A 12,570-nucleotide genomic window follows, 5' to 3' on the forward strand; every position below is an offset into this window, starting at 1 on the left:
AACCATGCCGCTACGGCACGGTCAAGGCAGGCCGGAACGTTCAGCCGAAGGTTGCGGGGAGAGTTCACTTTCGTCGTACGCAAAAGGCCCCCGGCAAGACACCGGGGGCCTTTTGTCGACTCACAAGGACTTACAGGAACTGCTTGCCGCGGGTGACGGCGCCATAGGCGTCGACGATGCCGTGACCGTAGAAGCCGTTGAACTTCGCGTCACCCTCACAGGTGGCGTCGAACTCCGGCGTGCGGCCCACGTTGACGTACGACACGGTGCGCGGGTTCGGGCATGCGCGCTGCGTCGCGGTCTTGTAGAGGACCTTCTCGACCTTGTCCGGGTCGAGGGTCAGGCCGGGGTTCTTCTTGTCCTTCTTGCCGTACTCGCTGACGACCAGCGCGGCGACACCAGCGGCGTGCGGGGCGGCCATCGAGGTGCCCTGCAGGTACTGGTAGTAGCCGACCTTGTCGCCCTGCACGGCCTTCTTCACGCCGGCGTCGAGACCGATCTGCGTGATGTTGCCGGCCTCGTCGATGTTGCCCTCGGCGAGAGCGACGTTGCGCGGGTAGGTCGACAGGATCATGTTCTCGTTGGTGCGGTACCACGGCGTGCCGAAGTAGTCGCGGAAGTAACCACCGGGAGCGGAGAGCGCGGTCTGCTCGACGCCGTAGTTCGAGTAGTCGGCCTTGGCGGTCGACGGGCCGAGCGACGACACGGAGATGACGTGGTTGCCCTCGGTCGGGAGGTTGAGGCACGTCGCGTTGTCGACCGGACGCGGGCGGTTGTGGCCCGGCGGGTAGTTCGGGCTCACGGTGTCCTGGCGCGGCTTGCCCAGGTCCTCGTGGTTGTTGCCACCGGCACCGATCAGCGTGACGCCCTTGCGGTGCGCGTAGTTCAGCGCGCGCTGAACGGTCGCGATGATCGTGCGCTGCTCCAGCTGCTCCTCGGCCGAGGCCGTGGGGTCGTTGGCGCAGTTCATGTACCAGGGGTCGACGTAGAACGACATGTTGATGACGTCCAGGCCGATGTCGGCGCCGTAGGTGATCGCGTCGACGACGGGCGTCAGGAAGAACGAGCCCGCGTCCTGGCCGCCGCGGATGTTGACGAGCGAGACGCCCGGCGCGACACCGGAGATGCCGAAACCGTTGGCCGCGGCGCCGATGGTGCCGGCGACGTGCGTGCCGTGGCCACCGTCGTCCCAGTTCGCCGGGTCGACACAGCCGCGGAACTCACACGGGCCGTCGAAGACGCCACCATCGGAGTCGTTGGGGATGTCGATGGTGAAGTTGCGGGAGAGCTCGTTGTTGAAGTTCGGCGCGATGTCCGGGTGGGAACCGTCCACACCGGTGTCCAGAACGCCGACGTACACGCGCTTGTCGCCTGCCTGCTTGGCCCGCGCGATGTTGGAGCGGACGAGGTTCAGGCCCCACAGGTCCCCGTCGAGCGGGTCCATGCCGGCCGTGGACCCCTGCTGCGCGGGAGCCTTGTTCGGCTTCGCGCCCCTGTTCTCCTTCTCGACGTTGTCGCGCTTGGTCTTCTCGGCCTTCGCCGCGGGCGCGTGCCCGATCGGCTTGGACCGAGCTGCACCGACGATCGCGCTCGAAGCGGAAACCTTCTCCGCGAAGCCGTTCGCGGGCGCCTTGACCGTCAGCAGACCGACGGCGTCGTTGCTCCGCACGACCTCGCCGCCCGCCGCTTCCACGGCGTCGATCGCGAAGTCGCGGTTTCCGGGTTCTTCCAGAAGGACGGTGTACTCCGTGGTCGGCCCTGTGGTGGCCGGCGCGGCCCCCGCCGCCGAAGTGCCCGCTGCGATCAGCGACACCGTTGCCGCCACCGCCATCACGGTTCTGCGCGTTCTCACCTAGCTGTCTCCTCACACCCGGTCAGGGCTGGATCCAACAACACGGTGCGGCCCCCGATCGCCGCCCAAGTTGGACACACTGACACGAAATTCGGCTGCGCATCAGCGCCTTTCGTACGGAATCGAACTGTAGCCGTCCGGAAGCGGAGCGTGATGTTATGAGAAGAAATCTTGACTTAACAAGATTCAAGGACTGGACTCCGCGTTTATGCGAAGACGGGTAATGGCATCGTCGGCGTGCCTGCTCTTTCTCCTCTCTGCCTGTGGTGACGCTGGTCAGGGTGCTCCGACGCTGCCCACGCGCGGTCCCAAACCAATCGTCGGGGTAATCCTTCCCGACCGAACGACATCCGCGCGTTGGGAAGAGCAGGACCGCCCTCTGCTCACACAGGCGTTCAACTACGCCGACATCGAACCGTTCATGGAGAACGCGGAGGGCGACGAGGGGAAGTTCGCGCAGATCGCCGACGAGATGATCCGCCGCAAGGTGAAGGTCATGATGATCACACCGCTGTCGGCGGCGGGCGGTCTCGCGGTGCAGAAGAAGGCGAAGGCCGCGGGCATCCCGGTCATCGACTACGACCGCGTCACCCTCGGCGGCCAGGCGGAGTACCACGTCGGTTTCGACAGCGTGAACGTCGGCCAGCTGCAGGCGGACGGTCTGCTGGGCTGCCTCGGTGACAAGCCGGGCGCCAACATCATCGAGATCGAGGGCGCCCCGACCGACCACAACGCCACGCTGTTCACCCAGGGCCAGAAGTCGCGGCTCGCGCCGAAGTACGACAGCGGCTCGCTCAAGCTCGTCAAGTCGCAACCCGTCGACAACTGGGACAACGAGCTCGGCGGGAGGCTGTTCGAGCAGATCCTGAACGAGAACGGCGGCAAGGTCGACGGCGTGGTCGCCGCCAACGACGGCCTGGCCGGCGCGGTCATCGCGGTGCTCAAGAAGAAGAACCTGAGGGTCCCGGTCACCGGCCAGGACGCCACTGTGGACGGTCTGCGGGCCGTGCTGGGGGGCGACCAGTGCGTCACCGTCTACAAGCCGGTGCGCGACGAGGCCGAGGCCGCGGCCAGGCTGGCGATCGCCGTCGCCCGCGGAGACCTCTCGGGTGCCGACGACCTCGCCACCGGGAACCTGAGGGACCCCGTGTCGCGGCGCGACATGAAGTCGGTGCTGCTCGGCGCGACGCTGATCAAGAAGGAGAACGTCCGGTCGCTGGTCACCGAGGGCATCGTCAAGCCGGCGGAGCTGTGCGCCGGTGCCCTGGCCCCGGCCTGTGCCCAGCAGGACATCCTCGGAGGGTGAAGCCCCGTCACGACCTGTCGTGATCCGGCAGGTCGTGACGTCCCGAGATGAACTCCTGCACGGCGATCTTCGCCTTGATGATCGGCTGCCGGATCCTCGCCTCCCGGCGGTACGCCCGGCTCAGCTTGCGCGAGCCCTCCAGGTAACGCCAGCGCGCCCACGGTGAGCCGGGCCGTGCGAGCCGCACGGCGCCCACGGCGGGCACCACCGGCACGAGCAGGCCGAGCAGCCCGGTCCAGATCTTGCCCTTGAGCAGCGCCACGATGGCGAAGCACAGGTTCACGCCGATGGTGATCACCCTCAGCGTGAACGTGGAGGCCGGCGTCGTCTCCGGGTTGAGCTGCAGCACCTCGTCGTAACCGAACGGGCGCGCGCCCAGCAGGAACGTCCCGGTCAGGCCGACGGCGAGGAACACCGCGTCGACCGACAGCCGGCCCGCCTTCGTCCAGTAGACGTCCCTCAGGTGCAGGATCAGCGCGAACTCGTCCAGCACCAGGGCCGCGCCCACGCCGAGCCCGGCCGCGGCGACGAGCCTGGCGCCGTGCATGTCGTCCGGGATGACGAGACTCGTGACGCTGGACAACAGCAGCAGCACGGTGCCGAACACGACGTGGTGCACGTGCGTGTCGCCGTGCACGATGTTGCCCGGCCACCAGCGCACCTTCGCCCTGATCATGCGCACGCTGATGCGGATGAACACGAATGTGGTCACCAAGCCGATGAAGAAGAAGAGCAGTCGTTCGCTGCCGGTCAAAGCCACGGCCCCCTGGGTCAACGACCCTCCAGGTTACCGGCCGTCCGGTGGGTTCTTGTTGTGGACGGTGCCGATCTGGAACACGGTGCCGTGGACGGGGCCGGTCAGCTTGTTCGAGATGGTCGGGCGGTCCTTGCGGCGCTCCTTCCGCGAGGACTCGGCCAGGGCGTCCGCGAGGTGCGCCGCGGCGAGCGCGGCGAGGCCGCCGGAGGCGTGGGGCCCGACGCAGACCGTGATCGACACCGTCGTCTGCTCCGACACGAGGACCTCCGCGTGGTTCGTCTGGGGTCTTACGATAACAGCGAAATCGACGTCTCGACTGAGCGCGAGAGGCATGGTTGACTGTCTTCGGTCGTACGTTTCGTGTTCGTGGATTACCCCGCTCGCGGAACGAGGTCGCGAGTGCGCGGGTTCTCCAGGTTCCGGAGAAGACGCCGCTGTGACTTGACCCGGTGGTCGCGAGCGCGATCCGGCACCTGTTAGAGGAGAAGTAGCAAGATGGCAGTACAGGGCACCGTCAAGTGGTTCAACGCGGAGAAGGGCTTCGGCTTCATCTCCCCCGACAACGGTGGCGCCGACGTGTTCGTCCACTACTCGGAGATCCAGGGGAACGGCTACAAGTCCCTCGACGAGAACCAGCGGGTCGAGTTCGAGATCGGTCAGGGCCAGAAGGGCCCGCAGGCCCAGGGCGTTCGCGCCGTCTGAGTCTGATCGGTCAGCACAGCTGATCTGAAGTCAAAGCCGCTTGTCCTTTATCGGACAGGCGGCTTTGCTGCGTCTTGTGCCCGTTCGATCGTGATCAGTAGCTTCGGGGCATGGGGAGACTGTTCGTAGCCGCTCTGTTGCTCTTCGTCGCCGGGTGCTCCGGCGGTTCGGACGCGGTGCCGGGCGGCGGCAAGATCGACGCCCTGCTGGCGAAGGCGCCCGTTTACGCAGGTCAAGTTACTCCTGGCTCGGCCGTGGACCGGATCAGGAAGCGTGGTGAGTTGCTCATCGGCGGCTCCCAGGACGCGCCGCTGCTGTCCCAGCTCGACCCGATCAGCGGCGAGCTCACCGGCTTCGACGCCTACCTCGGCAAGCTGCTCGCGCACCACATCGTCGGCAAGCCCTCGACGGAGCTGCTGTCCGCCACGTCGGAGACCCGTGAGCCGCTGCTGGCCAACGGCACCGTCGACGTGATCATCCAGACCTACACGATCACGCCCGCCCGTCAGGAGCGCGTGTCGTTCGCCGGCCCCTACTACCGGTCGGGGCAGTCGATCGCGGTGCGCAGGGGCACGTCCGGCATCGGCGGACCCGCTGATCTGGCGGGCAAGACCGTCATCGTCGGCGCGAACACCCCCGCGGTGAAGGCGGTGCGGGACGCGGCGCCCAGCGCGAAGATCGTCGAGTTCGGCTCGGATCCCGAGTGCGTGACGGCGCTGAAGCAGGGCCGCGGCGAGGCCTACGTCCAGGACCAGGCGATCCTGGTGGCCGACGCGTCGAAGGACAGCGAGCTGCAGCTCGTCGGCGAACCGTTCACCGAGGACCTGTACGGCATCGGCATCAGGCACGGGGACGCGGAGTTCACGAAGGTCGTGAACGACTGGCTGCGTGAGATCGGCGAGTCGGGGCTGTGGCAGGAGGTCTGGAAGCAGACGATCGGCACCGTGGTCACCGGCGACGCGCCGGCGCCACCCGCGATCGCCTCATGAGCCTGGTCCTCGAAGGGTTCCTGAACACCGTCGCCCTGACCGTGCTGTCGTTCGCCGTCGCCCTGCTCGTCGGGCTGCTGGTGGCCGTGCTGAGGATCGTGCCGGTGCCGTTGCTGCGCGGGGCAGGCGCTGTCTACGTCGAGGTGTGGCGGAACGTCCCGCTGCTCGCGTGGCTGGTGCTGTTCGTGTTCGGACTGCCCGAGGTGGGCGTGACGATGCCGTTGTTCTGGACGGCCTGCACGGCGATCGCGCTGTACGAGGCGGCTTTCGTGGCGGAGGCGCTGCGGTCGGGCGTGCGGTCGGTGGCGTCCGGGCAGGGCGAGGCCGCGCGGGCGCTGGGGCTCTCGTTCCGGCAGTCGTTGTGGCACGTGGTCCTGCCGCAGGCCTTGAAACGCGTGGTGCAGCCGCTGGCGAACATCGCGATCGCGTTGACGATGGCCACGGCACTCGCTGGTGTGGTCGGAGTAGTGGACATGACCCGTGCGGCGCAACGGATCAACCTGGAGCTCGCCCAGCCGTTGCTGGTGTTCACCGGCGTCGGGCTCTGTTATCTGGTGATGGCGGCCGGGATCGGGTTCGGTGCCCGTGCGCTGGAACGGCGGTTGGCCTGATGTTCGACGCTCCCGGCCCCCGGTTCCGCCGCCGGGTCTTCTGGGTCTCCGCGGTGTCCGCCGTGGTGCTGCTCGGGCTGCTGGCACTGGGGTTGCGGCAGTTCGCGTCGAACGGCCAGCTGGACCCGGTTCGGTGGAGGCCGTATCTGACCTGGCCCGTTTGGCGTTATCTGCTCGGGGGTCTGTGGTCGACGGTGGTGGCGGCATGTGCGACGGGTGTGCTGGCGATGGCGGGCGGGCTGCTGCTCGCCCTGCGGCCCAACCGGTTCACGCGTGCCTATGCCGAGGTCATGCGCACGGTTCCGGTGCTGCTGCTCGTGTACGTGATGCTGTTCGTGCTGCCGTCGTTCGGCGTGAACCTGCCGCTGTTCTGGAAGCTCGTGGTGCCGCTGGCGTTGTCGCACGCGGCGTCCTGCGCGGTGATCTTCCGGGCGGGGGTGGGGTCGGTCGATCCCGGTCAGCGCGAGGCAGGGCTGGCGCTGGGCATGCCGGACGGCGTGGTGACGCGGTTCGTGGTGCTGCCACAGGCCGTTCGGCACATGACACCGTTGCTCGTGACCCAGGCCGTCAGCCTGTTGAAGGACACCTCGCTGGGCTATGTCGTGTCCTACGCGGAGTTGTTGTTCAACGGGCGGGTGCTCGCGAACTACAACGGTCTGCTGGTCCAGACGTTCATCGTCGTCGCTCTCGTGTACCTCGTGGTCAACCTGGCGCTGTCCAGGCTGGCCCACCGGCTGGAGGCTGCCCGTGCCCGCACTGCTCGCTGAGGTGACCCGGTCGGGGTTCGTGGAGAGCCTGCACCACGGCAGCGTCGTCGGCCTGCTGCCGTCCGGTGCCGTGGGCGTTTCCGTTGGCGCGGTGGAGGACCCGGTGCTGCCGCGGTCGTGCATGAAACCGTTCCAGGCGCTGGCGTGCCTGGCCGCCGGAGCGCCGCTGGCCGGGCCCGCGCTGGCGATCGCGGCCGGGTCGCACACGGGGGAGAACCGGCACGTCGAGCTGGTGATGCAGCTGCTCGGCGGGTTGCCCGTGGGGTTGTTGCGCTGCCCGCCGTCCTGGCCGGAGGACGAGCCGACGCGGCGGCGGATGACCGAGCCCTCCCGGGTGCGGATGAACTGTTCCGGCAAGCACGCGGCGATGCTCGCGACGTGCCTGGCGGCGCAGTGGCCGACGCAGACCTATTTGGAGACGTCGCATCCGTTGCAGCAACTGGTGATGCGGACGGTGGAGGAGCTGTCCGGCGAGTCCGTGGCGCACACCGCGGTCGACGGTTGTGGCGCGCCGGTGTACGGGTTGTCGTTGCACGGCTTGGCGCGCGCGATGCAAGGGCTGGAGCGCACGCCCGTTGCCGGTGCCATGCGCGGGTTTCCCGAGTACGTCGGCGGAACCGGGCACGTGAACACCGTGGTCATGCGGCAACTGCCGGGAGTGGTGGCCAAGGGCGGTGCGGAGGGCGTGCTGGTGCTGGCGACCGACGCCGGGCACGCCGTCGCGGTCAAGGTGCTCGACGGCAATCCGCGCGCCACCACGGCGATCGGGCTCACGGCGTTGGCAGCGCTGGGGTTCGACGTGTCACCCGCGAAGGAGTCCCTGTCCGTGCCGGTGCTCGGCGGCGGGCAGGTCGTCGGTGAGGTTCGGGTCGTGTTCTAGAACTGCTCGGGCACTTCGAGCATGCCGAGCTGGGCCATGACGGTCGCCGTGTCGCCGTACACCCGCTGGCAGATGAGGACGTCCTTGTCGAAGAAGAAGAAACCGGCCATCCTGACCTTGAACGACCGTCCGGTAACTTCTTCTCCGGTGAGGCTGCCCAGGTGCGTGCCCTGGAGTTCGAACTCGACGATCACGGCGCTGTCGGCGTGGTGGACGTCGATGACCTTGTTGCGCTGGTCCGGGAAGGCGGCGCGGGTGCGTTGCCAGTAGGCGCGGACGGCGTCGACGCCGTCGAGGACCTGGCCGGACGCCATGATCTCGTAGCGGGGGTGCGGAAACGTGTTCAGAGAGGTGTCGAAGTCGTGGTCGTTCTGCGACTCCATGTGCTCCAAGACGATCGCTTCACGCAGCGCTCTGAGCGCCTTGGACTCGGTCATGCCGGCCGACCCTCCTACGTACGCCGTACGTCGCAGGGAAGTTACTCCACGTCGTGTGGTCTCCGCCAGTGTCCTCGTCACGTGAGCCGCTGACCCGCGCCCGCATCGTGGAGGCGGCCGTGCGGTTGATCGAACACGAGGGTGTCGAGGCCGTCTCGATGCGGCGGCTCGCCGCCGAACTGGGCGCGGGCACGATGTCGTTGTACAACCACGTGCCGAACAAGGCGGTGCTCGTCGACCTCGCCGCCGAGCGGCTCATGGCCGAGGCGCAGCCGTACGAGGTGGACAGCGACGACTGGCGCGACCACATCCGGGCGCACGCCCGTGCGGTGCGGGCGATGGCGCGCCGGCACCCCCGCGCGTTCGTGATGCTGGCGACGCGGAGGCTGAGCGGCGAGGCGGGGTTCCGGACGATCGAGGCGGCGCTGCTGAACTTCGACCGCGCCGGGTTCCGCGGCAAGATCGCCGTCGGGATGATGCGCGCGATGGTGTCGTACCTGCTGGGCACGTTGATGAGGGAGGTCGCGACCTCGCCCGAGCTCGGCGGGATCGCGTTGTCGCCCTATTCGGACGTCGACGTGACGGCGTTCCCGTTGTCCGCCGGGGTGATCGACGAGCTGGGCACCTACGACCACGATCACGAGTTCGAGTTCGGGCTCGAACTCATGATCGCGGCCTTGGAGCGGTACCGGCGTTAGGGGCGCATCTCGTACCGGCCGGAGAGCGCTTCCACCTGCTGCCACACGGCGTTGAAGCGGTCCTGGTCGGCGTGCGGCTTGCGGATCTGCCCGATCGCCCACTGCTGCTGGGCCTCGGTGCTGCTCGCCTTGCCGTGCAGGGCCGTCGCGTATCCGGCGAAGTCGCGGACCAGGACGTCGAAGATCTGGTCGAGGACGCTGTCGTCCGTGCCGGTGATCTTCGCCTGCTCCAGGACCAGCTGGCCGTAGACGACGAGGGTGAAGAGGTGGCCGAGGTTCAGCAGGAAGTCGAGGTCCTTCTGCTGGGCCTCGTCCGGGGCGGCCTTCGTGAGCAGGGTCTTGATGGCTTCGGCCTGCTCGTGGAACAGCTTCACGTTCGGCAGGTGGGCGTGCTCGCGGTAGATCGGCTCCCAGTCGTGGAACTGGATCTTGCCGAGGCCGCGTGCGGGGCCCTGGTGCCAGAAGAAGTCGTCGTCCGTCGCGTCGTGGCGGGTCGGGACCTCGTCGTAGCTCTTCGGGTTGAAGAGGTAGTTCGGCATGAACTTGAGCACCAGCGCCAGGTTCACGTGCACGGTGCCCTCGAGCTTGGGCAGCGCGCGGATGTCGGCCGTGGCGCGGGTGAAGTAGGTGTCCTTCTCGAAGCCCTTGGCGGCGATGACGTCCCAGAGCAGGTCGATCACCTGCTCGCCCTCGCTCGTCACCTTCATCTTGGTGATGGGGTTGAAGAGGAGGTAGCGGCGGTCGTTCTCGCCGGCGCTGCGGAAGTAGTCGACGCTGCGGTCCGCGAAGAGCTTCATCGCGGTGAGGCGCGCGTAGGCGTCGACGAAGTTCTGGCGCACGTGCGGGAAGTCCGTGACCGGGTTGCCGTAGAGGATCCGGTTGTGGGCGTGGGTGATCGCCTCGTAGAACGAGTGCTCGCAGATGCCGATGCTGGCCGTGCAGAGGTTGAACTTGCCGACGTTGACGGTGTTGAGCGCGGCGGAGAAGGCGTCGGGGCCGCGGTGCAGGATGTCGGCGTCGGTCAGCGGGTAGTCGTCGAGGCGGAACTCGCTGACGAACATCTGGCTGTCGACGACGTTCTTGACCAGGTGGAAGTTCTCGTGGCGGCTGTCGACGGCGAAGAAGACGTACTCGTCCGAGTCGGCGAGCTTGCCGAAGACGCTGACCATGCCGGCGACGTTGCCGTTGCCGATGTAGTACTTGCCGCCGGTGGCCGTGTAGCCGTTCTCGGTGGGCGTGACGATCATGTCGGTGCTGTAGACGTCGGCGCCGTGCTCCTTCTCGGAGAGGCCGAACGCGAAGACCGCGCCGCTGTCGAGGAGGGTCGCCGCCTTCTGCTTGGCCTCCTCGTTGCTGCTCATCCAGATCGGGCCGAGGCCGAGGACCGTGACCTGCCAGGCGTACCAGTACTGCAGGCCGTAGAAGCCGAGCACCTCGCTGAACGCGGCGTTGCGGGCAGCGTCCCAGCGCTTGGTGCCGTCGACGCTGCTCGGGGTGCAGAAGGTGGCGAAGAGCTTCTCCTGCTTCACGAAGTCGAGGAACTCGGTGTACCAGACCTTGTCCTGCGCGTCCGCGATGAGCTGCCGCTTGCCGCGGGCCTCGAACCAGTCGACGGTCGCCCTGAGCAGGCGGCGGGTCTCGTCGTCGAGGTGGGCGGGGTCGTAGTGGTTCGGGTCGAGCAGCACTGTGCGCCTCCTTGCCGTCATCTCGCTCGGACGCTACCAGTCAGTAACATGTGGGTCTACGTGGGGTTTCCCTCCTGCTCAGAAATTGTCAGACCCCCGGCGTAACGTGCTCCGCATCACATCTTCCCGGCTTTGGAGGTTGCGTTGCGATGACGGTGGTCGTGGCGATCGGTACGCGCAAGGGGCTGTGGCTGGCCCGCAGTGAGGACCGTGTCTCGTGGCAGGTCGACGGCCCGCACCACGCGATGCAGGAGGTGTACGCGGTCGCGTTCGACGCGCGTTCGGGCCTCCGTCTGCTGGCGGGCGTGGCCTCACCGCACTTCGGCCCCGGCGTGTCCATCTCGGACGACCTCGGGGCGAGCTGGGAGGAGCCCTCCACACCCCCGATCGCGTTCCCGGTGGACGACGCGGCACTGGAGCGCGTCTGGCAGCTCCAGCCCGCCCCGGCCTCGCAGCCGGGCGTGGTGTGGGCGGGCACCCAGCCGTCGGCGCTGTTCAAGTCCACCGACGGCGGCCGCTCGTTCGAGTTCGTCGAGGGCCTCTGGAACCACCCGCACCGCCCGGAGTGGGAGGCGGGCTTCGGCGGCCAGGCCGTCCACACGATCGTGCCCGACCCGGCCGACCCGGACCGGATGCTGGTGGCGATGTCGACCGGCGGCGTCTACCGCACGGCCGACGGCGGCAAGTCCTGGGAGGCCCGCAACAAGGGCATCAAGGCGTACTTCTTCCCGGACCCGTGGCCGGAGTTCGGCCAGTGCGTCCACAAGGTCGCCCAGCACCCCGCGTCACCATCGCGCTTCTACGCCCAGAACCACCACGGCGTCTACCGCAGCGACGACGGAGGCGACACCTGGCAGTCCATAGCTGACGGTCTCCCCACGGACTTCGGCTTCGCGATGGTCGTCCACCCCCACGACCCGGACACGATCTTCACGTTCCCGATCGAGGCCGACGGCCGCCGCTTCCCACCGGAGGGCAAGTGCCGCGTCTACCGCTCCCAGGACGCCGGCACCACCTGGCAGGCCCTGGGCACCGGCCTGCCCGACGACTTCTGGACAGCGGTGATGCGCGACGCCATGTGCACCGACAACGCCGACGTCCCCGGCGTCTACTTCGGCTCCCGCTCGGGCGAGGTCTACGCCAGCCCGGACGAGGGCGAGACCTGGCACCGGGTGGCAGCACACCTCCCGGACGTGATGTCGGTCCGGGCGGCGGTGATCCCGACGTGAAGGTCAAGGTCCTGATCCCAGGCGTCCTGCGCGCGGCGACCGACGGCGCGGCCCACCTGGACGTGGAAGTGCCAGACCCAGCCACCCTGGGCGCAGCCCTGGACGTCCTGGCAGACACCTACCCACTACTGGACCGCCGCCTACGAGACGAACGCGCCACCCTCCGCCGCTACGTGAACTTCTACGTCAACGGCGAGGAATGCCGCCGCCTCGCGGGCCCGGCCACCCCGCTGCCGGCGGGCGCCGAGATCCAGATCCTGCCCAGCGTGGCAGGCGGCTGACGGCCGCGGCGCCGGGCCGCGCCGACCGGGGATGGCGGCGCAACCCGGCCCCGCGGCGCCCCCGCATGCCGGCACCGCCGCCTCGCGGCGCCCCGCCTCGCGGTGACCTGGCAGCGCGGTGACCTGGCAGCGCGGCGAAGTGGGCGCCTCAAGAACGCCGATGTCGAGCCGCTGCCGCCGCTGTCGCGGCGACTTCGGCGCCCTGCGATCCACTCGCCAGCCGGTCAGCGGGCAGCCACTCGGCGACTCGGGCCTGCGCACTGTTCAGCCGGTCGAACCGCCAGCCAGGCAGCCGTCCGCGCCCGCTGACCGCCTGCTCGGCTGCGGCACCGCCCCGCCGCGCCGCCGCGCCGCCGCGCCGCCGCGCTGCCGCCCT

At 68.4% G+C, this 12,570-nt stretch carries 15 protein-coding genes; 9 read left to right on the forward strand and 6 right to left on the reverse strand.

Going from position 1 to position 12,570, the window contains the following annotated elements; translation table 11 throughout:
• Positions 1-130: 130 nt before the first annotated feature.
• Positions 131-1,831 (reverse strand): S8 family serine peptidase, encoded by a 1,701-nt coding sequence (locus IEY88_RS33615; RefSeq protein ID WP_189158958.1) that lies wholly within the window; start codon positions 1,829-1,831, stop codon positions 131-133.
• A gap of 229 nt (positions 1,832-2,060) precedes the next feature.
• On the opposite strand from IEY88_RS33615, the gene IEY88_RS33620 reads away from it, so the two are divergent.
• Positions 2,061-3,158 carry a sugar ABC transporter substrate-binding protein gene (locus IEY88_RS33620; protein ID WP_189158922.1) on the forward strand — a complete coding sequence of 366 codons (1,098 nt, stop codon included), beginning with the start codon at positions 2,061-2,063 and terminating at the stop codon, positions 3,156-3,158.
• A gap of 7 nt (positions 3,159-3,165) precedes the next feature.
• On the opposite strand, the gene IEY88_RS33625 is transcribed toward IEY88_RS33620, so the two are convergent.
• Positions 3,166-3,933 (reverse strand): hypothetical protein, encoded by a 768-nt coding sequence (locus tag IEY88_RS33625; protein ID WP_229694016.1) that lies wholly within the window; start codon positions 3,931-3,933, stop codon positions 3,166-3,168.
• A 12-nt stretch (positions 3,934-3,945) separates the two neighbouring features.
• Positions 3,946-4,173 (reverse strand): hypothetical protein, encoded by a 228-nt coding sequence (locus IEY88_RS33630; protein WP_189158923.1) that lies wholly within the window; start codon positions 4,171-4,173, stop codon positions 3,946-3,948.
• Positions 4,174-4,410: 237 nt separating this feature from the next.
• On the opposite strand from IEY88_RS33630, the gene IEY88_RS33635 reads away from it, so the two are divergent.
• From IEY88_RS33635 to IEY88_RS33655, 5 genes are all read left to right on the forward strand, one after another.
• On the forward strand, positions 4,411-4,617 hold the full coding sequence (locus IEY88_RS33635) for a cold-shock protein (RefSeq protein WP_030479190.1): 207 nt from the start codon (positions 4,411-4,413) through the stop codon (positions 4,615-4,617).
• 110 nt (positions 4,618-4,727) lie between these two features.
• Positions 4,728-5,606: a glutamate ABC transporter substrate-binding protein gene (locus IEY88_RS33640; protein WP_189158924.1), complete on the forward strand. Its 879-nt coding sequence runs from the start codon at positions 4,728-4,730 to the stop codon at positions 5,604-5,606.
• The gene (locus IEY88_RS33645) at positions 5,603-6,217 is read left to right on the forward strand and encodes an amino acid ABC transporter permease (protein ID WP_189158925.1); all 615 of its coding nucleotides are present in this window, start codon (positions 5,603-5,605) and stop codon (positions 6,215-6,217) included. Before IEY88_RS33640 ends, IEY88_RS33645 begins: the two co-directional genes overlap by 4 nt.
• Complete coding sequence (locus IEY88_RS33650; RefSeq protein WP_189158926.1) at positions 6,217-6,984, forward strand: amino acid ABC transporter permease; 768 nt, start codon at positions 6,217-6,219, stop codon at positions 6,982-6,984. The genes IEY88_RS33645 and IEY88_RS33650 overlap by 1 nt, the downstream gene beginning before the upstream one ends.
• Positions 6,965-7,864 carry an asparaginase gene (locus IEY88_RS33655; RefSeq protein WP_229694017.1) on the forward strand — a complete coding sequence of 300 codons (900 nt, stop codon included), beginning with the start codon at positions 6,965-6,967 and terminating at the stop codon, positions 7,862-7,864. The genes IEY88_RS33650 and IEY88_RS33655 overlap by 20 nt, the downstream gene beginning before the upstream one ends.
• Here the strand turns inward: IEY88_RS33655 and IEY88_RS33660 are convergent.
• On the reverse strand, positions 7,861-8,301 hold the full coding sequence (locus IEY88_RS33660; protein WP_189158927.1) for an ester cyclase: 441 nt from the start codon (positions 8,299-8,301) through the stop codon (positions 7,861-7,863). The genes IEY88_RS33655 and IEY88_RS33660 overlap by 4 nt on opposite strands.
• A 68-nt stretch (positions 8,302-8,369) precedes the next feature.
• Between IEY88_RS33660 and IEY88_RS33665 the strand changes: the two genes are divergently transcribed.
• Positions 8,370-8,999, forward strand: a complete 630-nt coding sequence (locus IEY88_RS33665) for a TetR/AcrR family transcriptional regulator (RefSeq protein WP_189158928.1) — start codon at positions 8,370-8,372, stop codon at positions 8,997-8,999.
• Here IEY88_RS33665 and IEY88_RS33670 read toward each other — a convergent pair.
• Positions 8,996-10,705, reverse strand: coding sequence for an acyl-CoA dehydrogenase family protein (locus IEY88_RS33670; protein ID WP_189158929.1), 1,710 nt, complete (start codon positions 10,703-10,705; stop codon positions 8,996-8,998). The two genes, IEY88_RS33665 and IEY88_RS33670, sit on opposite strands and share 4 nt — an antisense overlap.
• Before the next feature lie 128 nt (positions 10,706-10,833).
• Between IEY88_RS33670 and IEY88_RS33675 the strand changes: the two genes are divergently transcribed.
• Together IEY88_RS33675 and IEY88_RS33680 are read left to right on the forward strand one after the other, a co-directional pair.
• Positions 10,834-11,913, forward strand: coding sequence for a WD40/YVTN/BNR-like repeat-containing protein (locus tag IEY88_RS33675; RefSeq protein WP_189158930.1), 1,080 nt, complete (start codon positions 10,834-10,836; stop codon positions 11,911-11,913).
• Positions 11,910-12,194 (forward strand): MoaD/ThiS family protein, encoded by a 285-nt coding sequence (locus IEY88_RS33680; protein WP_189158931.1) that lies wholly within the window; start codon positions 11,910-11,912, stop codon positions 12,192-12,194. The genes IEY88_RS33675 and IEY88_RS33680 overlap by 4 nt, the downstream gene beginning before the upstream one ends.
• 148 nt (positions 12,195-12,342) lie before the next feature.
• Here IEY88_RS33680 and IEY88_RS33685 read toward each other — a convergent pair.
• Positions 12,343-12,570: hypothetical protein (locus tag IEY88_RS33685; protein ID WP_189158932.1), on the reverse strand; the 228-nt coding region annotated here is incomplete at its 5' end.

Source organism: Lentzea pudingi, assembly GCF_014646255.1.
GTDB classification, from domain to species: Bacteria; Actinomycetota; Actinomycetes; order Mycobacteriales; family Pseudonocardiaceae; genus Lentzea; species Lentzea pudingi.

What these genes read in the sequence shown, in the direction of transcription:
- IEY88_RS33615 (WP_189158958.1), bottom strand. Translation starts at nt 1,831, where the DNA reads ATGGCGGTGGCGGCAACGGTGTCGCTGATCGCAGCGGGCACTTCGGCG.
- IEY88_RS33620 (WP_189158922.1), top strand. Translation starts at nt 2,061, where the DNA reads ATGCGAAGACGGGTAATGGCATCGTCGGCGTGCCTGCTCTTTCTCCTC.
- IEY88_RS33635 (WP_030479190.1), top strand. Translation starts at nt 4,411, where the DNA reads ATGGCAGTACAGGGCACCGTCAAGTGGTTCAACGCGGAGAAGGGCTTC.
- IEY88_RS33640 (WP_189158924.1), top strand. Translation starts at nt 4,728, where the DNA reads ATGGGGAGACTGTTCGTAGCCGCTCTGTTGCTCTTCGTCGCCGGGTGC.
- IEY88_RS33645 (WP_189158925.1), top strand. Translation starts at nt 5,603, where the DNA reads ATGAGCCTGGTCCTCGAAGGGTTCCTGAACACCGTCGCCCTGACCGTG.
- IEY88_RS33650 (WP_189158926.1), top strand. Translation starts at nt 6,217, where the DNA reads ATGTTCGACGCTCCCGGCCCCCGGTTCCGCCGCCGGGTCTTCTGGGTC.
- IEY88_RS33660 (WP_189158927.1), bottom strand. Translation starts at nt 8,301, where the DNA reads ATGACCGAGTCCAAGGCGCTCAGAGCGCTGCGTGAAGCGATCGTCTTG.
- IEY88_RS33670 (WP_189158929.1), bottom strand. Translation starts at nt 10,705, where the DNA reads ATGACGGCAAGGAGGCGCACAGTGCTGCTCGACCCGAACCACTACGAC.
- IEY88_RS33675 (WP_189158930.1), top strand. Translation starts at nt 10,834, where the DNA reads ATGACGGTGGTCGTGGCGATCGGTACGCGCAAGGGGCTGTGGCTGGCC.